The sequence below is a fragment of the Cellulomonas sp. URHD0024 genome (assembly GCF_000426185.1).
In the GTDB taxonomy this organism is placed as follows: Bacteria; Actinomycetota; Actinomycetes; order Actinomycetales; family Cellulomonadaceae; genus Cellulomonas.
This window is the reverse complement of record NZ_KE384505.1, coordinates 15,418-35,292: the sequence shown is the minus strand read 5'-3', so window position 1 is coordinate 35,292 and position 19,875 is coordinate 15,418. Positions and strand designations below refer to the sequence as shown.

The window sequence follows — 19,875 nt, the reverse complement described above, 5'->3', positions numbered from 1 at the left end:
ATCGACGAACGTAAAGCCTGCCAGACATCATGTCAAGAGTTCTTGACATCGACGACGAAAACACATCGCCCCTAGGCTCGGCGTCCGTGAGCTGGTTCCGACGACGCCCGCCCGGACCGGCGCCGGCGCGAGGCCCGGTCCTGCGGGCGAGCACCTCCGACGACGACGTCTACGACGACCCGTCCGAGGACGCCCTCTTCATGCTCCTCGAGGACCTGTCGACGTCCGACGACTACGTCATCGTGGAGCGGCTCGGCGAACCGACCGGGGAGGTCTACATCCAGGCCACCATCGCCAAGGCGGGCGGCTACATCGTCGAACGTCGTGCGGGTTCGGCCGCGACGCACGAGTTCGCGGCGACCGACGACCTGCGCCTCGCCCACGAGGACCTGACGACCTGGGCCCACGAGCTCGATCGCCCGGACGTCCTCGAGTGGCACCCCGGGATGTCCTGACGATCAGACGAGCGCCCCGAACGCTGGGTACGTCTCCCGTGCGCGCTCGACGGCATTCGCGGACGACCCGTACGCCTCGAGCACCAGGAACGCCGCACCGAGGACCGGGCGGTCGCTGACGAACGTCAGGTGAGCCCGCGGCGCTCCGGACGCGAGGCGTCCGCGGATCCCCTCGGTGAGACCCGGGTCGCGCGCGGCGAGGACTCCCCCGCCGAGCACGACGGGCACGGCCTGGTCGACGAGGTCGAGCCGGCGCAGCGCCGTCAGGGCGAGGGTCGCCACCTCGTCGGCCTGTCGTTCGACGATCTGCGCGCAGACCGCGTCCCCGTCTGCCGCGGCACCCAGGAGTGCGGGGGCGAGGCCGACGACGTCGTCGTGCCCGAGGACGCGGAAGTGCAGGTCCTCGATCACCGCGGCCATCGTCGGACGACCCAGGGCCGCCGGCACGAGGTGCGCGAGCGTCGTCGCCGGACCGCGCCCGTCGACCGCTCGGGCCGCGTGCCAGATCGCCTGCTCGCCCAGCTCGAAGCCCCCACCCCAGTCGCCGGAGATGCGGCCGAGGGCCGGGAAGCGGGCGGTGGCACCGTCGGAGCGCCGACCGACGCAGTTGATCCCCGTCCCGCACACGACGACGACCGCCTCGTGGGAGTCCGTCCCGGCACGCAGGAGAGCGAACGTGTCGTTGTCGACGACGGCCGAGGCCGCCGTGAACCAGTCGAGGGACCGCAGGGCGGACGTGAACGTGTCGATCTCGACGGGCAGGTCCAACCCGGACAGGTAGATCCCCACCCGGCCGACGTCCGAGCGACCCGCGAGTGCGGTGCGCACGAGACCGTCGATGATCTCGAGCGCCGGCTGCACCCCGATGATCTGCGGGCAGGACCCGGGACCGCGGGCGTGCGCGAGCACCGTGCCGTCGGGATCCAGCACCAGCACGTCGGTCTTGCTGCCGCCGCCGTCGACGGCGACCAGGACACTCATCGGGCCCACGCGAGGTGCGCACGGTTCTCCGCGAGCAGGAGGTCAGTGAGCCGCGACGCCCGGTCGTACTGGCCGACCAGCGGGTGCGCGAGCAGGGCGCGTTCCACGCGGTCGCGGCCGCCATGGACCGCGGCCTCGAGTGCGAGTCGCTCGTAGCCCGCCACCTGAGCGACCAGTCCGGCGAGGTCGTCGGGGAGCGGACGGGCGGCGAGCGGCGTGACGCCGGACGCCGAGATGGTCGCCGGTACCTCGATCACGTGCTCGTCGGGCAGGAAGGGCAGCGTTCCGTCGTTGCGGACGTTGACCACCTGGACGTCACCGCGGTCGGCGGTGAGCGAGGCGAGCAGGTCGACCGCTGCCTCGGAGTAGAACGCGCCGCCGCGCTTCTCCAGCGCGGCCGGCTTGCTGTCCACGGAGGGGTCGGCGTAGAGCGCGAGCAGCTCGTCCTCCACCGCAGTCACGGCGTGTGCGCGCGTCACCGCGCCGGGCGCCGTCTGCTCGGCGAGGACGGCATCGTGCGCGTAGTAGTAGCGCAGGTAGTACGACGGCACGACGCCGAGCAGCGACACCAGGCTCGGGGGCAGCTCGACCTCGTCGGCGATCTCGGGCAGGTGGGCGGCAAGCAGTCCGGGCAGGCGGTCGACGCCGTCCACGGAGGCACCGCGGACCCAGGTCAGGTGGTTGAGGCCGACGTGATCCAGGGCGACGGACGACGCAGGTACGTCGAGCATCGCCGCGAACCGGCGCTGGAACCCGATCGCCACGTTGCACAGCCCGACGGCTCGGTGCCCCTCCGACAGCAGCGCCCGCGTCACGATGCCGACCGGGTTGGTGAAGTCGACGATCCACGCGTCCGGCCGGGCGTACCGGCGTACCAGCGAGGCCAACGACAGGACCACCGGCACCGTTCGCAGCGCCTTCGCGAAGCCGCCGGGACCTGTGGTCTCCTGGCCGATGCACCCGCACGCGTGCGGGAACGTCTCGTCCGTGTGCCGGGCCGCCTGGCCCCCGACCCGCAGCTGGAACAGCACCGCGGAGGCGTCGGACACCCCGGCGACGACGTCGGCCGTGGCCGTGACGGTGACGTCGTACCCGTACCGCGCGAACATCCGGCGCGAGACCCCGGCGACCAGGCCGAGCCGAGTGGCGTCCGGGTCCACCAGGCACAGCTCGGTGAGCGGCAGCAGGGCACGCAGGCGCGCGAACCCGTCGACGAGCTCGGGCGTGTAGGTGGACCCGCCACCGAGGACGGTGAGCTTCATCCCTTGACTCCGGTCAGCGTGACGCCCTGCACGAAGATGCGTTGGGCGAGGAAGAAGATGATCAGGACCGGGACCATCGCGATCACGGTCGCGGCCATCGTGAGGTTCCAGTCGACCGAGTGCGCGCCGCGGAACTGCGCGAGCGCGTACGAGACCGGCCAGGCCGACTCGTTCTCGGACGTGTAGAGCAGCGGCCCGTAGTAGTCGTTCCACGAGGCGAAGAACATGAAGATCGCCGTCGCCGCGATGCCGGGCTTGGCCATCGGGACGATCACTCGAAGCAACGTGCGCAGCTCGCCGCAGCCGTCCAGCCGGGCGGCCTCGCTGTACTCCTTCGGGATCGTCAGGAAGAACTGGCGCAGCAGGAAGATCGAGAACGCATCACCCAGGAGGTTGGGCAGGATGAGCGGCCAGAGGGTTCCCGTGAGGCCGAGCTTGGACCACATGACGTACAGCGGGACGCTCGTGACCTGCGGCGGGAGCAGCATCATGCCGATCACGGCGACGAGCAGGACGCCCGAGCCGCGGAACTGGATGCGCGCCATGGCGTAGGCCGCGGGGACCGACGAGACCAGCATGAAGAGGGTCGCCAGGCCCGCGTACAGGAACGAGTTGCCCGTGTACTTCAGCATCGGGAGCCGGTGGAACACCTCCGCGTAGTTGTCCCAGTGGAACGACGTCGGCCAGCCGAACGACGTCCCCGCCCGCGCCGGCGACATGACGGAGGTGAGCAGGATGAACGCGAACGGCGCGAGGAACACGACGGCCAACGCGAGGAAGACGGCGTGGTCGGCCACCCAGACCAGGGTCGACGAGCTGCGGCGGTTCAACTGGCCACATCCGGCGTGAACGACCTGAACCGACGCAGCAGCACGGCCATGACGAGTGCCGCGACGACGAACAGCACCACGGCCATGGCGGACGCGTACCCCATGAGGTTGGCGCCGAACGCCTTGGAGTACAGGAGCTGCCCGTAGGTGAGCGTCGACTGGTCGGGCCAGCCGAGCGCACCCGAGGCGCCCTCCCCGACCATCGACTTGCCCATCGCCGTCGAGGACGCCACCGCGGGTTCGGTGAAGTACTGCAGCGCCCCGATGATCCCGGTGATCAGCGCGAACAGCAGGACCGGCGTCATGTTGGGCACCGTGACGAACCAGAACTGCTGGCGCGTGCTCGCGCCGTCGAGCTCGGCCGCCTCGTACTGCTCGGTCGGGACGTCCAGCAGGCTCGCCAGGAAGATCACCATGATGTCGCCGAGCACCCACAGGCCCAGGAGCACGAGCGACGGCTTGGCCCAGGCCGGGTCGGTGAACCAGCCCGGTCCGTCGATCCCGAACCAGCCGAGCATCTCGTTGACCGGGCCGGTGGCGGGGTTGAGCACGAAGACGAACGCGATCGTCGCCGCCACCGGCGGGATGAGGGCCGGCAGGTAGTAGACGGTCCGCAGGGCGCCCGACGAGCGCCGGGCCCGCGTGAGCACCCAGCCGACGAACAGGGCCCCGACGATCCGGGCCGGCACGAGGATCGCGACGAACCACAGCGTGTTGACGATCGCCGTGCCGATCAGCGGGTCGCCGCTGACCAGGAACCTCCAGTTGGCGAAGTCGTTCCATCTCGGCGGGTTCGACAGGTCGAACGCCGTGAACGAGAGGTAGACCGTGACCACCAGCGGGAAGACGAAGAACACGATCATGCCGAGCAGTGCCGGCGTCAGGAGGCCGAGAGCCGCCCTGTTCCGTCGGCGCTGGATCGTCGAGGCCATGCGGGTCAGCCGGCCTGGAGCTTGACGGCCGCGTCGATCTCGTCGTCGACCGTCGTCAGCATGCCCGGCAGGTCGGTGACGTCACCCTGCTGCCACTTCGCCGTGTGGGTGCCGAAGATCGTCTGGTACTCCGCGCCGATGCCGCTGGGTGGGGTGGTGGACGACTTCGGGTTCTCGAAGATGTCGAGGAACGTCTTGAACTGCGGCGAGACCTCGAGGTCCGGCGACACGATCGCGTCGTGCATCGTCGGCGCGTTCTTGATCCCGTTGGCCAGCTTCACCTGCGCGTCCGCATTCATCGTCAGGTACTTGATGAGTGCCCACGCCGCCTCGGGGTTCTTGGCGCCCTTGCCGATGCCCATGATGTTGCCGGTGATGTAGCCGGCGCCGTAGCTGTCCTCGTACCCCTTGGCCGACGGGAAAGGCGCCGTGCCGTAGTCCAGGTCGGGCGCCTGGTCCGCGATGAAGGCGGTGCGGTACTCGCCGTCGAGGTTCATTGCGACCTTGCCGGTCTGGAAGTCGTTCTCGGCCGAGAACTCCTGCCCGAGAGCGGCCTGGAAGTCGGCGAGCTTCTTGTACCCGCCGAGCCGGTCGATCAGGTCCTTCTGCCACTCGAGGATCGCGTTCCAGCCCGGCGACGAGCCGATCGCGGACGTGCCGTCGTCGTTGAGCCACTGCGCGTCGGCGGCCGGCGCCCAGTGCGCCTCGGCGTTCTCGTAGTAGCCGAGCAGGGGCATGAACCCGAGCTGCTTGATCGACCCGTCGTCGTTGAACGTGGTCAGCTTGACGGCCATGTCGGACAGCTCGTCGAGAGTCTTGGGGGGCTCGGTATACCCCGCCGCGGAGAGCAGGTCCTTGTTGTAGTAGAGCCCGTAGACGTCGGCGAGCGCCGGCATCGTGCAGCGGACGTCCTTGTACGACGTGTAGCCGAGCACGGTGTCGGGGATCTGCGTCAGGTCCACCTTGTCGCGCTGGATGAAGCTCGACAGGTCGACGAAGTCGCCCGACGAGCACAGCGGTCCCACCTGGTCGGTCGAGTAGGACATGCCGACGTCGATGGCCTTGCCGGCCGAGATGGCTTGGCGCATCTTCTGGTCGTCCTGGCCGGACTTCACGTGGACGGTGACGCCCGGGTTGGCCTTCTCGAAGTCGTCGACCACGGACTGGATGGTGTCGGCCTCGCGGTCGGTGAAGAAGTGCCAGAACTCGACGGTTCCGGTCACCTCCGAGGGCGCCGAGGCGGCGGCCGTGGGTCCGTCGGCGCCGGACCCGCCGCTGCAGGCCGCCAGCGCCGCGACCGCCACGAGGGCGGGGACGACGAGCCAGGTCTTGCGTGTAGTCACGAGAGGCTCCTTACGCGAGGCACGACCGACCGCCACCCGGACTCGCGTGCTCCGGGCGGGTGGTCGTGCGAGGGGCTTTCTAGGGGACGAGGTCCAGCAGTCGGGAGCGCAGGTCCGCGCCGACGACGGATCGGGCACCGCGCAGCACCGGGTGATCAGCCACGGTGCTCACGGAGATGTGCGGGGACCACCGGGTGGTCCTGCGGATGTGCCCTCGCACGAGGTCGGCGAGGGTCTGACCACCGGCGGCGCCGGTCGGTCCACCGAGCACGACCACGGGCGGGTCGAGCACGGCGAGCACGGGGATGACACCGACGGCCACGCGCTCCGCGAGCTCGCCGAGGACGGCGTGCTTGGCGGGGTGCGTGGCCAGCTCGGCCAGGACGGAGTCCAGGGTGCGGCCGCGAACGCCGTGGGCGCGGGCCAGCTTGCCCATGGCGATGCCGCCGACGAGATCCTGCAGGTCTTTGGCACCGGTGACCGGCAGGTAGCCGATCTCGCCGGCCCCACCGGCTGCGCCGCGGTGCAGCGTCCCGCCGAGGTCGACCGCGAGGCCCAGGCCGTCGCCGATCCAGAGCAGCGCGAATGCGTCGACCTCGTGCCCCGCGCCCTCGACACGCTCCGCGACGGCGGCCAGCTTCACGTCGTTGTCGATGCGGACGTTGAGGCCCAGCCCGTCCTCGAGCTGTGGGCGGACGGCCTTGCGCGGCCAGCCGGGCATGAGGCCGACGAAGGCGAGGTCGTCGGTGCGCGGGTCGACGGCACCCTGCACCCCGACGGCCGCCGCCACGACCGTGTCGGGAGTGGTACCGGCGGCCTCGCACGCCGCCTGGATCGCCGCGCTGATGTCGCCGACCGCCGACCGCTCCGACGCGGTGCGCGCCAACGACACCTCGGCGACCGGGTGCTCACCGCCGGTCGCGTCGACGAGCGTCGACAAGACCCGGTGCGGCCGCAGGTCGACCGCGACGGCGTGCGCCCGGTGGGTGCGCACGCCGTAGGTGACGGCACTCGGTCCGCGGACGGCGGCAACGGACCCGACGACGTCGATCAGGTCCAGCTGCTCGAGCCGCGCGACCACCTGCGACGCGGTCGGCTTCGACAGACCGGTCAGCTCACCGATCTGGGCCCGGGTCAGCGGGCCGTGCTCGAGCAGGAGCGCCAGCGCCGCTCGATCGTTCATGGCGCGCAGCAGTCCGGGGGTCCCCGGCTGGCTGGGCGTGCCGTCCATGTGGTGCGCTCCGATCGTCGTCGACCGCCGTATGGGCTCGTTCCCGAACCGGGCCAAACTAACAGGTAGGTTTCCTAATAGACAACACTTTCGGCGACCTCGGATCTCGTCTCGGACGCGGTGTCACGACTGGCCGGTCGGGTGAACCGTCAGCCCCGGTCGGGCTGCCGGGTGTTTTGACGGAGCCGCGATCAGCCGCCGTCGTTACGATGCACCCGTGCCCCCATCGCACGTCCCGGACGACCTGCTCAGATCCACGCTCGCTGCCGTCGCCCCCGGCGGTGAGCTTCGCGACGGCCTGGAGCGGATCCTGCGCGGCCGGACCGGCGCGCTGATCGTGCTCGGGTTCGACAGCACGGTGGAGAGCATCTGCTCCGGCGGCTTCGTCCTGGACGTCGAGTTCTCGGCCACCCGCCTGCGCGAGCTGGCCAAGATGGACGGCGCGGTCGTCGTGGACGCGAACATCTCGCGCATCGTGCGCGCGGCCGTCCAGCTGCTGCCGGACGTGACGATCGAGACCTCCGAGTCCGGCACCCGCCACCGCACCGCCGAGCGCGTGGCCAAGCAGACCGGCCTGCCCGTCATCTCGGTGTCGGCATCCATGCGGATCATCGCGCTGTACGTCGGTGGTAACCGGCACGTCATCGAGGACTCGACCACCATCCTGTCCCGCGCCAACCAGGCGCTGGCCACGCTCGAGCGGTACAAGTCGCGTCTCGACGAGGTCAGCGGCACCCTGTCCGCCCTCGAGATCGAGGACCTGGTCACCGTCCGGGACGTCTCCGCCGTCGTGCAGCGCCTCGAGATGGTGCGCCGCATCTCCGAGGAGATCGAGGGTTACGTCGTCGAGCTGGGCACCGACGGCCGCCTGCTGACCCTGCAGCTGGACGAGCTCGTCGGCGGCATCAGCTCCGACCGCACGCTGATCATCCGCGACTACGTCGACACCGTGCGACGGGAGGTCGACTCGGTGCTCGACGAGCTGTCGTACCTCGACTCGACCGAGCTGCTCGACATCGGTCGCATCGCGACGGTCCTCGGCTTCCCGGGCGGCGGAGACGCGCTCGACGCGGCCGCGGGCCCGCGTGGGTACCGCCTGCTGTCCAAGGTCCCCCGCCTGCCGGGCGCCATCGTCGACCGGCTCGTCTCCCACTTCGGAGGCCTGCAGAAGCTGCTGGCCGCGGGGATCGACGACCTCATGGCCGTCGAGGGTGTCGGCGAGCAGCGCGCCCGCGCCGTTCGCGAGGGGCTGTCCCGGCTCGCCGAGTCAAGCATCCTCGAGCGGTACGTCTGACCCTCTCCCTCTTGTACGGGACGGACGTCAGCCCAGCCCGAACACCGCCGGGGGCGCGGCCGCACCCGCGAGGGTGAACTGCGCGGAGTAGGTCCCGGGCCCCGGCGCTGGCAGGTTCGGCGGGCAGCTCGGAGCGGAGCGGACGCGGTCCCAGGTGAGCTCGGTGGAGTCGACGGCCGCCGCCGCAAGCAGCAGGTCGCGGGTCTGCGTCCCGTCCACGATGCAGTCCCGGCTGTCCCAGACCCGGTCGTCCCCGGACGTGATCACGATCTCGCGGCCCGTCTCGCCCGCGTTCACCAGGCAGGTCTCGTCGCCGGTGTTGGTGATCGTGACGTCGAACGTCGGCTTCACGCCGGGCCCGAACGTCTCGGCGGTGGCCGTCATCGCGAGGGCGAGCATGTCGGCGTCGCAGTCCGGGACGCCGCCGGGCTCCTGGGAAGGTGACGTCGACGGGGCGGGTGTCGTCACGGTCGGGTGGGCGGCCGGGCGTGTCGCAGCCGTCGTCGTCGTGAGGGCCGCCGGCGTGGGCTCGTCACCGCCACCGCGTCCAGTGATCCAGACGACCAGCAGGACCACGACCAGCAGCGGGATCCCCAGCACGACCAGTCGCCGCACCCAGTAGACACGGGCGGGCAGCCTCGGGGGCGGCTGCTGTGCACCCATCGACCCCACCCCATCTCACCTCTCGTCGCCGTCGCGGTCCCACGTGGCGCGACCACGGTAGAGGGCGAACCCGACGACGACGCCACCGACGCACCGCAGGTGGCCCAACCAGGCTGCGATCGCCCGGGCGCCTGCGGATTGAGGCAGGATGCTGCGGTGCCGCCCTCCCCCGCCGAGCTGCGCGAGCCGATCCTGGACTGGTTCGACGTGCACGCGCGCGACCTTCCGTGGCGTGCGCCCGACCGCAACCCGTGGGGCGTCCTGGTCAGCGAGGTCATGCTCCAGCAGACGCCGGTCGCGCGGGTCGAGCCCGCCTGGCGTGCGTGGATGTCCCGATGGCCCTTGCCGCGGGACCTCGCCGACGCACCGACCGGCGACGTGCTGCGCGCGTGGGACCGGCTCGGCTACCCCCGTCGCGCGCTGCGGCTCCAGGAGTGCGCGCGGGTGGTCGTCGAGCGGCACGGCGGGGTCGTGCCCTCGTCGGAACCGGAGCTCATGGCACTCCCCGGCGTCGGGTCGTACACCGCCGCCGCGGTCCGGGCGTTCGCGTTCGGGCGCCGCTCGGTCGTGCTGGACACCAACGTGCGACGCGTCCTGGCGCGCAGCGCGGAAGGGGTGGCGCTCCCCGGCCCCACCCAGTCGGCCGCCGAGGTGCGGCTCGCGGACGCGTACGCGCCCGCCGACGACGCGACGGCAGCGCGCTGGGCCGCCGCGTCGATGGAGCTGGGCGCGCTCGTGTGCACGGCCCGCGCGCCGCGCTGCGACACGTGCCCGGTCGTGGACCTCTGCGCCTGGTACGCGGCAGGTCGGCCTGCGGACGAGCACGCCGCCCGACGCAGGACCCAGGGTTTCGTCGGAACCGACCGCCAGGTGCGCGGCCGCGTGATGGCCCTGCTGCGCGAGGCGATCGGCCCGGTCCCGGCCCAGGCGGTGGCCGCCGTGTGGCCGGACGCCATCCAGCTGACCCGCTGCCTGGAGTCCCTGCTGACCGACGGCCTCGTCGCGAAGATCCCCCCACTCAGCGACGACGCGGAGCCCACCTACTGCCTCCCCCACTGACGACGTCCGCGCTCGTGGGCGTCAGGGGCCACACGAGTGCGGACGTTGTCTGGAGGGAAGCGGGTCAGAGCTCGATGAGCATGCGGGTGTTGCCCAGGGTGTTCGGCTTCACGCGCGCGAGGTCCAGGAACTCGGCGACCCCGTCGTCGTGCGAGCGCAGCAGCTCGAGGTAGACGTCGGGCGTGACGGGCGTCCCCTCGATCACGTGGAACCCGTGCGCCTCGAAGAACGCGACCTCGAAGGTCAGGCAGAACACGCGGCGCAGGCCGAGGTCGCGGGCGCGTTGCAGCAGCCCGTCGAGGAGCGCGTGCCCGACGCCGGCACCGCGCCAGTCGCGCGAGGCTGCCAGGGTGCGGATCTCGGCCAGGTCCTGCCACATGACGTGCAGCGCTCCGCAGCCGACGACCGAACCGTCGGAGAGGGCCTCCGCGACGAGGAACTCCTGCACGGCCTCGTAGTAGCCGACCCACTCCTTGGCCAGCAGGATCCGCTGCTCGGCGTACGGCTCGACGAGGGAACGGATGGCACGCACGTCGGCGGGCAGCGCCGAGCGGACGCGGATGTCGGAAGGCACGTGGAGAGGGTAGACGTTCACCGGCTGGCCGGACGTCTCAGGCCGGACGGCTCAGGAAATGGCGGGCGGCGCGGACCGCCACGCGGCGAACCTGCGGTCCAGGGCCAGGCCGTCGCGCGTGCCGTCCAGGAAGCTGCGCAGCACGGCCGCGAGCAGGACGCGCTGCTCCGGGTCGAGCCTGTCGGCGGTCGCAGCATCCATCTCGCTCTCGACCTCGTGCAACGTGGGCACCAGCTCGCGGGCCCTCGCCGTCAGGTCGAGCAGGACCGCACGACGGTCGCGTGGATCCGGCTTCCTCGCGACGAGCCCGCGCTGTACGAGCGCGTCGACGACGCGGCTCGGGCTCCCGGCCTCGCAGACGATCATGCCGCCGAGGTCGCGCAGGCTCAGCGGTCCGAACTCGGCGAGGACCACGACGATCTCGGACTGCGACGGGGTGAGCCCGGTGTCCGCGAGCAGCCGGGCGAACAGCCGGTGTCCTTCTCGCTGCGTCGCCAGGACCAGGTATCGCAGCTCGGTGGGCGCCAGGCCCGAAGTAGTGCCGGTCAGACTGTCCTCGGTCACGCGTCCCCATCGGTCGTCGGGGCCGCTCCGTCATGGGGGACCCGTCCTTACGGGTGCCGACGACGTCCGGCGGCACCCACGCCCCCTGCGTAGGCCTTGATACTCCCTGATGCCGGGCTGACCAGGTAGTCCAAGAGCCGAACTTTTTCCTCACACCGCGGGCTAATTCCGTGCTCGAGCCCGACGCCGGTGCGGCGGTTCCGCTGCCTCGAGCAGTCCCGTGGCCGTGATCTCGTCGACGACGAGGTCGCTGACCACCCCGGCGCGCAGTGCCGCCAGCAGCGGTGCCACCTTGTTGTCACCGGCGACGACGCACACGCGCCGCGGGATGCGTTGGAGCTCGACCGGGGTGGGACCGGTGGCCCGTTCGTTCAGGTGCACGTCCTGCCAGGAACCGTCCGCACGCAGAAAGACGGTGCACACGTCGCCGACGACACCCTCGTCGTGCAGGTTCTTCACGTCCGCGTCGTCGAGGTAGCCGGCCGAGTACACGTGCGACGGGACCGCACCGGCGACCGCCCCGACGGAGAACACGGCGATGTCCGCACGTCGTTGCATGTCGAGCACGCGGCGCACCGAACGCTCGCGCCACATCGCCGCCTTGGTGTCCGGGTAGTCGAAGAACGCGGGCACGGAGAAGTGGTGCACGGCCGCCGCGAACGCGGTGCCGAACGTCGAGATGAGGTCGCTCGCGTACTCGATGCCGCTGGTGCGCATGTTGGCGGCGCCGTTCAGCTGCACGACCGCGGAGCCGCGCGTGGGCTTCGGGGCCAGGTAGCGGGACACCGAGGCCAGCGTGGTCCCCCACGCCACGCCGAGCACCATGTCGGAGTCGAACCACGACGACAGCAGCCGCGCCGCCGTGATGGAGACCTGGTCGAGCCGCTCGATGTGGCTGGCGGAGTCCGGGACCGAGACCACATAGGTCTCGATGCCGAACGTCGCCGCGATCGTGCGCCCGAGCCCCGGTGCACGGGTGCTCGCCGGGCGCAGCGTGATCTCCACCAGGCCGGACTCCCGTGCGCGCTTGATGAGCCGCGAGACGGTGGACCGTGACGTGCCCAGGTGGCGCGCGATGACCTCCATCTTGATGTCCTGGAGGTAATACATGGACGCAGCGCGGAGAACGTCCTGCTCGCGTTCGACGTACATCCGACCCCCTCCCGCCCGCCAACGAGATCTGCACATATGTGCAGCCCGGTTGCGCGTTCGTTCGCCTCGTGATGACCATAGCCAAGTGCCCCGAAACGGGCGAACGGGACGACGAAGATCCGCAGCACTGAATCAAGGGGCAACCTTTATGCGAACAGCGCCGTTGACGGCCCAGGCACGACAGGACGCACTCGACGCTCTACGCGCGAGTGCCGAGCGCGGGAACGAGCTCGACGTGCTCGTGATCGGAGGCGGCGTCACCGGGGCCGGGATCGCGCTGGACGCGGTCAGTCGCGGACTGTCCACCGCGATCGTCGAGGCGCAGGACTGGGCCAGCGGCACGTCGAGCCGGTCGAGCAAGCTCGTGCACGGCGGCCTGCGGTACCTGCAGATGCTCGACTTCCACCTGGTCCGCGAGGCGCTCACCGAACGCGACCTGCTGATCAACCACCTGGCCCCGCACCTCGTCAAGCCGGTCAGCTTCCTGTACCCGCTCGAGAACCGCATCTGGGAACGGGCCTACGTCGGCGCCGGTGTCGCGCTCTACGACACGCTCGCCTCCGTCAACGGCGCCAAGCGCGCCCTCCCGATCCACCGGCACCTGACCCGCAAGGGCATGGAGCGGCTGTTCCCGGACCTGCGGCACGACGCGGCGATCGGCGCGGTCCGCTACTGGGACGCCGCCGTCGACGACGCCCGCCTCGTCGAGACCCTCGTCCGCACCGCGGTCTCCTACGGTGCGCGCGCCGCGAGCCGCACGCAGGTCCACGCGCTGCAGACGACGACCGGCGGAGCGGTCACCGGCGCCGAGGTGGTGGACCTGGAGACGGGCGACCACATCGACGTGCGCGCCCGGCACGTCATCAACGCGACCGGCGTGTGGACCGAGCAGACCGAGTCGCTGGCCGGTTCCGAGGGCGGTCTGCGGGTGCTGGCGAGCAAGGGCATCCATATCGTGGTGCCGCGCAGCCGCATCGCCGGCGAGGTCGGCCTGATCCTGCAGACCGAGAAGTCGGTGCTGTTCATCATCCCGTGGTCCCGGTACTGGGTGATCGGCACCACCGACACCCCGTGGGTCCAGGAGCTGACGCACCCCGTCGCGACGAGCGCCGACATCGACTACGTGATCGAGCACGCCAACGCGGTCCTGTCCCGGCCGATCACGCGCGAGGACATCATCGGCACCTGGGCGGGGCTGCGGCCGCTGCTGCAGCCGCAGGTCAAGGCCGGCACGACGAGCGCGAAGGTGTCCCGAGAGCACACGGTCGCCTCGCCCGCACCAGGATTCACCGTCATCGCCGGCGGCAAGCTGACGACGTACCGCGTGATGGCCAAGGACGCGGTCGACTTCGCGATCGGGTCGCGGGCCACGACGCTGCCGTCGATCACCAACGACCTCCCGCTCGTGGGCGCCGAGGGCCTGGTGGTGTTCCAGCGGCAGGCGCGGGCGATCGGGCAGAAGTACGGCTGGAGCCGGCCCCGGATGGACCACCTGCTGCACCGCTACGGCTCGCTGATCGGCGAGCTGATCGACCTGGTCGACGACGACCCGTCGCTCGCGGAGCCGCTGGCGAACGCCGACGCGTACATCCGGGCCGAGATCGTCTACGCGGCCAGCCACGAGGGCGCGCTCCACCTGGACGACGTCCTCATGCACCGGACCCGGCTCAACTACGAGCAGGCCGACAAGGGAGTCGGCGCCCTGGACGAGATCGCGGACCTCGTCGGACCTGTCCTGGGCTGGGACGACGCGACCCGCAGCCGTGAGATCGCCGCGTACGTCGCCCGGGCGGAGGCCGAGGACGCGGCCGCCCAGGAGACCGACGACGTCTCCGCCGAGAAGGTTCGACTACGCGCGGCGGACCTCGCGCCGATGCTGTCCGTCGAGGACGCCAAGGACAAGGTCGGGGCGGGCACCAAGCCCGGCTCGCCCGCGGGCAGGGGCTCATCCGGTCCCGTCGGGACCTGAGACTCCTCGCGGTCCTCCGCGAGGTGAACGTGACAACGACGTCCGTCAGAAAGGGTCGACTGTGGACTACACAATGACAGATGCCTTCTGGTCCGAGGTGATCGGAACCGGGCTGCTGGTCCTCTTGGGTGCCGGTGTCGTAGCAAACGTCATCCTCCCGAGGAACAAGGGTTTCGACGGTGGCTGGCTCCTCATCAACTTCGGATGGGGCTTCGCCGTCATGGCGGGCGTCTTCGCAGCCTTCAAGTCCGGCGCGGCACTGAACCCTGCAGTGACGTTGGGCATCGTGGCGAGCGGCCAGGACTACTTCGTGAATCCGTCGAAGGACGGCTCCGGTGGCATACCTGTCGACACGGGGAACACGCTCGCCTACATCGGCGCTCAGATGGTCGGCGCCCTGATCGGCGCCGTGATCGCTTACCTCGCGTACAAGAAGCACTTCGACGAGGACGCCCCGGGCGCAACCAAGCTCGCCGTCTTCTCCACCGGCCCCGCGATCCGCTCCTACGCCTGGAACTTCGTCACCGAGGTCATCGCGACCTTCGTGCTCGTGTTCGTGATCCTCTCCTTCGGCAGGAACCCCGCGCAGCTCGGTCCACTACCGGTCGCGTTCCTCGTGGTCGGCATCGGTGCCAGCCTCGGTGGCCCGACCGGCTACGCGATCAACCCGGCTCGTGACCTCGGTCCTCGAATCGCGCACGCGCTGCTGCCCATCAGGGGCAAGGGCTCGAGCGACTGGAGCTACGCCTGGGTCCCGGTCCTCGGCCCGATCGTCGGCGGAGTCCTCGCCGGTCTGCTGGCGAAGGCCTACGTCGTGTTCCCGATCAACCTCTGACCTCGGTCATCCACAAGCGCCCGGACGGCGCCACTGGCCCCCTGGTCGGCGTCGTCCGGGCCTCCACCTCGCACCCCGCACGACCTTCGGAGGAATCCCCACCATGCCCGACACCCAGTACATCCTCGCCATCGACCAAGGCACCACGAGCTCCCGGGCCATCGTCTTCGACCACTCCGGGCAGATCGTCGAGTCCGGCCAGATCGAGCACGAGCAGATCTTCCCGCGTGCGGGCTGGGTCGAGCACGACGCGGAGGAGATCTGGAAGAACACCCGCGAGGTGGTCGGCCTCGCGCTGACCCGCGCCAACCTGACCTACAAGGACATCGCCGCGGTCGGCATCACCAACCAGCGCGAGACGGCGGTCGTGTGGGACCGCACCACCGGCAAGCCCGTCTACAACGCGATCGTCTGGCAGGACACGCGCACGCAGAAGATCGCCGACGAGCTGGGGGCTCTCGGCGGCGGCGCGGACCGGTACAAGGACAAGGTCGGCCTGCCGCTGGCGACCTACTTCTCGGGCCCGAAGATCAAGTGGATCCTCGACAACGTCGAGGGCGCCCGCGCCAAGGCCGAGGCCGGTGACCTCGCGTTCGGCAACACCGACTCGTGGGTGCTCTGGAACATGACCGGCGGCGTCGACGGCGGTGTGCACGTCACCGACCCGACGAACGCCTCACGCACCATGCTGATGAACCTCGACACCCTCACGTGGAACGAGGACATCGCCAACGACATGGGCATCCCGCTGTCGATGCTCCCGGAGATCCGCTCGTCGTCCGAGGTCTACGGGCACGGACGCGAGGGCGGGATGGTGCCCGGGGTGCCGATCGCCGGCATCCTCGGAGACCAGCAGGCAGCGACCTTCGGGCAGGCCTGCTTCGAGGTCGGCATGGCCAAGAACACGTACGGCACCGGCAACTTCATGCTCATCAACACGGGGACGTCGCCGGTCCCGTCGAAGAACGGCCTGCTCACGACCGTCTGCTACAAGATCGGCGACCAGCCGACCGTCTACGCGCTCGAGGGCTCGATCGCCGTCTCGGGATCGCTGGTCCAGTGGCTCCGCGACAACCTCGGCCTGATCTCGTCGGCACCCGAGGTGGAGACGCTCGCTGCGACGGTCGAGGACAACGGCGGCGTCTACTTCGTGCCCGCGTTCTCCGGCCTGTTCGCGCCCTACTGGCGTTCCGACGCCCGCGGCGCCCTGGTCGGCATGACGCGATACGTCAACAAGGGCCACATCGCGCGTGCGGCGCTCGAGGCCACCGCGTTCCAGACCCGTGAGGTCCTGGACGCGATGAACGCCGACTCGGGCGTCGAGCTGACCGAGCTCAAGGTGGACGGCGGCATGATCGCCAACGAGACGCTCATGCAGTTCCAGGCCGACATCCTCGGTGTGACCGTGGTGCGGCCGAAGGTCGCGGAGACCACCGCGCTCGGCGCCGCCTACGCGGCGGGCATCGCCGTCGGCTTCTGGAACGGCGAGCAGGACGTCATCGACAACTGGGCCGAGGACAAGCGCTGGGAGCCGAACATGGACGACGGCGAGCGCGACCGCCAGTACCGGCTCTGGAAGAAGGCCGTCACCAAGACCTTCGACTGGATGGACGAGGACGTCGTCTGAGAGGAGCTGAGCTGCGGCCGTGTGCGGGAGCACGGCCACAGCAGGGACGGAGCCGGGCCCCTGCAGCCCGCCCGTCACGACGAGACCCGGGCGGTCGGAGGGGACAGCCCGGGTCTCGCCGCGTGCGTAGGGTGTGCCTCGACCCGACCAACGTGACGGTGAGGGGACCACATGCTCGTCCGGATCACGAGCTCGGCGGACCCGACCGGTCTCACCCTGCCCACGGGGGTGGCCGGGGCGATCCTCGGTGCGATCCTGCTCGCGATCGGCATCGCGCACTACCGCGGCTACCGCTGGTGGATGGCCGACCCACGCAACGTCCGGCAGCACACGTTCGTCACCCAGTACACGGTCCTCGCCGTCGGGTGGCTCGGCGCCGCCCTCCTGCTCGGCGTGGCCTCCGCTCCGCTGCCCTCGACGCTGGGCGCCGTGGCAGCGGTTCTCGGGGCGATCTGCGGGCTGGTCGGGCTCGTCGGACTCTGCTGGCTCCCGAGGTTCCTGCGCCCACGCTGGCTGCTGGCCCTGCAGACCGACCCGAGGATCGGGGCCCAGCTCGAACGCCGAGCGCGGTCCGGCGACAAGGCGTGACGCCCGCCGTCCCCGGGACCGCGGGTTCGGGCGTCGTCGCGAACCACGTCTTCTCGGCATGTGGACCGAAGCCGCCAGGCGTCCCGTAGCTACAGTGGATCGCATGACGGGCGATGACGGCCGTGCACGGGTGGACCCACGGGTGCTGCGCACGCGCAGGCTGCTCCAGGACGCACTCCTGGCGCTCGCTCGCGAGAGGGCCTTCACGGAGATCACCGTCGCCGACGTCACGGACCGCGCCACCGTCAACCGCAGCACCTTCTACCAGCACTACCCCGACACGGACACGTTGCTGGCCGACGCCCTCGACATGCAGGCGACGCAGTACGGGATGGAGAGCGACCCGGTGACCCCCGACGCGCCTGCCGACCAGCCACCGCCCGCGTTGGTGCGCTACGCCGGTCTGCTCGCGAAGAACGCCGAGCTCTACCGCGACGCGCTCGGGACGCACGGGTCGATGGTCGCCGTGAGCCGGCTGCACGAACGCTTCCGTGGGCTGGCGCTCGAGTCGATGCGGGCGCAGGGCACGGTGCCGACCCAGGCCGACATCCCGCTCGACGTCTTCGCCGCCGGGGTGTCCGGGATGGTGATGGCCGTGTTCGGCGCCTGGCTCGAGATGGACCCGCTGCCACCCCCCGAGGACGCAGCACGCTGGGCGTGGTCCCAGGTCACCGGGCGGACGATGCCGGTGCCCGTCGACCACACGCACGACGCCTACGGCTGAGCTACGAGAACCAGGCGCCGCCGTTCACGTCGAGCACCGCGCCCGTCACGAATGCTGCACCGTCGGACGCCAGGTAGCGGACCGCCTCGGCGACATCGTCCACGGCGCCGGCACGACCGATCGGCGTTGCCGCGACCGCTGCGCGCTGCGCCGGTTCTGGGGTGTGGGCCGCGTGCAGCGGTGTGCCGGCGACGAACCCTGGCGCGACGACGTTGACCGTGATGCCGCGTGGTCCGAGCTCACGCGCGAGCGCCCGGGAGAAACCCTCGAGCGCCGCCTTCGCGGTCGTGTAGGCGACCATGCCCGTGCCCCCACCGCTGTGGGCGGCCTGCGCGCCGACCGAGATGATCCGACCGCCGTCGGGCATCACCTTCAGCGCCGCACGGGTGGTGTAGAACGTGGAGGACAGGTTGAGGTCGAGCGCGCCGTGCCAGTGGGCGTCGTCCATCGTCGCGAGCGTCCGCCGCTCGACCAGCCCACCGACGTTGTTGACCAGGATGTCGATGCCGCCACCGAGCGACTCGGCCGCAGCAGCCACCACCTCGTCGACGTCCCAGCTGTGTCGCAGGTCCACCTGGAAGGCCGAGCCGGCGCTGCCTGCCTCCTTGATGCCGGCGACGACGTCGGTCGCGTCGTGGGCCAGGTGCGTGACCGCGACATCGGCGCCTGCCCGGGCGAGCATCAGCGCGACCGCGCGGCCGATCCCAGCGGCACCGCCCGTGACCAGGGCACGTCGGCCAGCGAGTCCGTCGAGCACCAGACCTCCCGGTTCGCGGCCTGGTCGAGGGTCCAGGATCCGTCGGAACCGCACCGTACGGGACCGGTTCGTCCCGCTCAACAGTCGTTCGTCCGTTGTGGTGGGTTTTCGGCCGTTTCCGCTCCGATCTGCGGCGGATTCATCCCGTCGGCCCACATGTCGGCGGAGCCGGGTAGCGTCCTGCCCCATGCGTCTGGCCACCTGGAACATCAACTCGATCCGAGCCCGCACCGACCGCGCCGTCGCCTTCCTCGAACGCACGGGGGTCGAGGTCCTCGCGTTGCAGGAGACGAAGTGCAAGGACGAGCAGTTCCCGCGCGAGGCGTTCGAGGCCCTGGGCTACGAGGTGGCCACCAGCGGGTTCAGCCAGTGGAACGGCGTCGCGATCGTCTCCAAGGTGGGGATCGAGGACGTCGAGGTCGGGTTCCCCGGGATGCCCACGTGGGGCGACCCGGCCGCCGCGGAGGCCCGCGCCCTCGGCGCCACCTGCGGCGGCGTACGGCTGTGGAGCCTGTACGTCCCCAACGGACGCGAGGTCGACGACCCCCACTTCGTCTACAAGCTCGACTGGCTCGGGAGGCTCCGCGACGCCGCAGGTGCCTGGCTGGAGGCGGATCCGTCGGCGCAGGTCGCCCTCGTCGGCGACTGGAACATCGCCCCGCTGGACACCGATGTCTGGGACATGGCCCGGTTCGCCGGCCGCACGCACGTGACGCCTGCGGAGCGCGAGGCGTTCGCCTCCATCGCGCACGCCGGGTACACCGAGGTGTCCCGCGTCCACCTTCCCTCCGAGCACACCTATACGTACTGGGACTACCAGCAGCTGCGGTTCCCGCGGAACGAGGGCATGCGCATCGACCTGACCTACGCGACCCCGGCACTGGCCGCCCGGGTGACCGGTGTGCGCATCGAACGCAACGAGCGCAAGGGCAAGGCACCGTCCGACCACGTGCCCGTCGTGCTCGAGATCGCCGAGTGACCGTCGCATGCGGGTGATCTGTGGGCAGATCGATGACGTCCGAGGCGGTCTGCACT

At 70.6% G+C, this 19,875-nt stretch carries 20 protein-coding genes; 9 read left to right on the top strand and 11 right to left on the bottom strand.

Annotated features, from left to right (window positions below; all coding sequences use genetic code 11):
- Nucleotides 1-86 precede the first annotated feature (86 nt).
- Nucleotides 87-455 carry a hypothetical protein gene (locus I847_RS24330; protein WP_034610771.1) on the top strand — a complete coding sequence of 123 codons (369 nt, stop codon included), beginning with the start codon at nucleotides 87-89 and terminating at the stop codon, nucleotides 453-455.
- A 3-nt stretch (nucleotides 456-458) separates the two neighbouring features.
- On the opposite strand, the gene I847_RS0116365 is transcribed toward I847_RS24330, so the two are convergent.
- The 6 genes from I847_RS0116365 to I847_RS0116340 all read right to left on the bottom strand — a co-directional run bounded on the left by I847_RS0116365 (nucleotide 459) and on the right by I847_RS0116340 (nucleotide 7,034).
- Nucleotides 459-1,436, bottom strand: a complete 978-nt coding sequence (locus I847_RS0116365; protein WP_034610963.1) for an N-acetylglucosamine kinase — start codon at nucleotides 1,434-1,436, stop codon at nucleotides 459-461.
- Nucleotides 1,433-2,698: a 6-phospho-beta-glucosidase gene (locus I847_RS0116360; RefSeq protein WP_028050544.1), complete on the bottom strand. Its 1,266-nt coding sequence runs from the start codon at nucleotides 2,696-2,698 to the stop codon at nucleotides 1,433-1,435. The genes I847_RS0116365 and I847_RS0116360 overlap by 4 nt, the downstream gene beginning before the upstream one ends.
- Nucleotides 2,695-3,495 (bottom strand): carbohydrate ABC transporter permease, encoded by an 801-nt coding sequence (locus tag I847_RS27205; RefSeq protein WP_231384256.1) that lies wholly within the window; start codon nucleotides 3,493-3,495, stop codon nucleotides 2,695-2,697. The genes I847_RS0116360 and I847_RS27205 overlap by 4 nt, the downstream gene beginning before the upstream one ends.
- Nucleotides 3,496-3,524: 29 nt before the next feature.
- Nucleotides 3,525-4,460, bottom strand: coding sequence for a carbohydrate ABC transporter permease (locus I847_RS27200; RefSeq protein WP_034610769.1), 936 nt, complete (start codon nucleotides 4,458-4,460; stop codon nucleotides 3,525-3,527).
- 5 nt (nucleotides 4,461-4,465) lie between these two features.
- Entirely contained in the window at nucleotides 4,466-5,803 is a 1,338-nt protein-coding gene (locus I847_RS0116345; protein ID WP_028050541.1) for an ABC transporter substrate-binding protein, read from the bottom strand.
- A 79-nt stretch (nucleotides 5,804-5,882) separates the two neighbouring features.
- Nucleotides 5,883-7,034 (bottom strand): ROK family transcriptional regulator, encoded by a 1,152-nt coding sequence (locus I847_RS0116340; protein WP_028050540.1) that lies wholly within the window; start codon nucleotides 7,032-7,034, stop codon nucleotides 5,883-5,885.
- A gap of 217 nt (nucleotides 7,035-7,251) precedes the next feature.
- Between I847_RS0116340 and disA the strand changes: the two genes are divergently transcribed.
- Nucleotides 7,252-8,328 (top strand): DNA integrity scanning diadenylate cyclase DisA, encoded by a 1,077-nt coding sequence (gene disA, locus I847_RS0116335; RefSeq protein ID WP_028050539.1) that lies wholly within the window; start codon nucleotides 7,252-7,254, stop codon nucleotides 8,326-8,328.
- 27 nt (nucleotides 8,329-8,355) lie between these two features.
- Here disA and I847_RS0116330 read toward each other — a convergent pair whose 3' ends face one another.
- Complete coding sequence (locus I847_RS0116330; RefSeq protein WP_028050538.1) at nucleotides 8,356-8,991, bottom strand: hypothetical protein; 636 nt, start codon at nucleotides 8,989-8,991, stop codon at nucleotides 8,356-8,358.
- 156 nt (nucleotides 8,992-9,147) lie between these two features.
- Between I847_RS0116330 and I847_RS0116320 the strand changes: the two genes are divergently transcribed.
- Entirely contained in the window at nucleotides 9,148-10,050 is a 903-nt protein-coding gene (locus I847_RS0116320) for an A/G-specific adenine glycosylase (protein WP_028050537.1), read from the top strand.
- A gap of 64 nt (nucleotides 10,051-10,114) precedes the next feature.
- On the opposite strand, the gene I847_RS0116315 is transcribed toward I847_RS0116320, so the two are convergent.
- From I847_RS0116315 to I847_RS0116305, 3 genes are all read right to left on the bottom strand, one after another.
- Nucleotides 10,115-10,624 carry an amino-acid N-acetyltransferase gene (locus I847_RS0116315; protein WP_028050536.1) on the bottom strand — a complete coding sequence of 170 codons (510 nt, stop codon included), beginning with the start codon at nucleotides 10,622-10,624 and terminating at the stop codon, nucleotides 10,115-10,117.
- Nucleotides 10,625-10,675: 51 nt separating this feature from the next.
- Nucleotides 10,676-11,188 carry a MarR family winged helix-turn-helix transcriptional regulator gene (locus tag I847_RS24325; protein ID WP_051275000.1) on the bottom strand — a complete coding sequence of 171 codons (513 nt, stop codon included), beginning with the start codon at nucleotides 11,186-11,188 and terminating at the stop codon, nucleotides 10,676-10,678.
- Between the two features lie 162 nt (nucleotides 11,189-11,350).
- Nucleotides 11,351-12,340: a sugar-binding transcriptional regulator gene (locus I847_RS0116305; protein ID WP_028050535.1), complete on the bottom strand. Its 990-nt coding sequence runs from the start codon at nucleotides 12,338-12,340 to the stop codon at nucleotides 11,351-11,353.
- A 148-nt stretch (nucleotides 12,341-12,488) separates the two neighbouring features.
- Between I847_RS0116305 and I847_RS0116300 the strand changes: the two genes are divergently transcribed.
- The 5 genes from I847_RS0116300 (at nucleotide 12,489) to I847_RS24320 (ending at nucleotide 18,083) form a co-directional block, all read left to right on the top strand.
- A complete protein-coding gene (locus tag I847_RS0116300; RefSeq protein WP_028050534.1) occupies nucleotides 12,489-14,309 on the top strand; it encodes a glycerol-3-phosphate dehydrogenase/oxidase in 1,821 nt (606 codons plus the stop codon).
- Between the two features lie 73 nt (nucleotides 14,310-14,382).
- Nucleotides 14,383-15,144 carry an MIP/aquaporin family protein gene (locus I847_RS0116295; protein WP_028050533.1) on the top strand — a complete coding sequence of 254 codons (762 nt, stop codon included), beginning with the start codon at nucleotides 14,383-14,385 and terminating at the stop codon, nucleotides 15,142-15,144.
- A gap of 103 nt (nucleotides 15,145-15,247) precedes the next feature.
- Nucleotides 15,248-16,771 (top strand): glycerol kinase GlpK, encoded by a 1,524-nt coding sequence (gene glpK, locus I847_RS0116290; RefSeq protein ID WP_028050532.1) that lies wholly within the window; start codon nucleotides 15,248-15,250, stop codon nucleotides 16,769-16,771.
- Nucleotides 16,772-16,942: 171 nt separating this feature from the next.
- Nucleotides 16,943-17,359 (top strand): hypothetical protein, encoded by a 417-nt coding sequence (locus I847_RS0116285; protein ID WP_028050531.1) that lies wholly within the window; start codon nucleotides 16,943-16,945, stop codon nucleotides 17,357-17,359.
- A 103-nt stretch (nucleotides 17,360-17,462) separates the two neighbouring features.
- Nucleotides 17,463-18,083 (top strand): TetR/AcrR family transcriptional regulator, encoded by a 621-nt coding sequence (locus I847_RS24320; RefSeq protein WP_051274999.1) that lies wholly within the window; start codon nucleotides 17,463-17,465, stop codon nucleotides 18,081-18,083.
- Nucleotide 18,084: 1 nt separating this feature from the next.
- Here I847_RS24320 and I847_RS0116275 read toward each other — a convergent pair whose 3' ends face one another.
- Nucleotides 18,085-18,840: an SDR family NAD(P)-dependent oxidoreductase gene (locus I847_RS0116275; RefSeq protein WP_028050530.1), complete on the bottom strand. Its 756-nt coding sequence runs from the start codon at nucleotides 18,838-18,840 to the stop codon at nucleotides 18,085-18,087.
- A 187-nt stretch (nucleotides 18,841-19,027) separates the two neighbouring features.
- On the opposite strand from I847_RS0116275, the gene I847_RS0116270 reads away from it, so the two are divergent.
- Nucleotides 19,028-19,819: an exodeoxyribonuclease III gene (locus I847_RS0116270; RefSeq protein WP_028050529.1), complete on the top strand. Its 792-nt coding sequence runs from the start codon at nucleotides 19,028-19,030 to the stop codon at nucleotides 19,817-19,819.
- The last annotated feature ends 56 nt before the right edge of the window (nucleotides 19,820-19,875 follow it).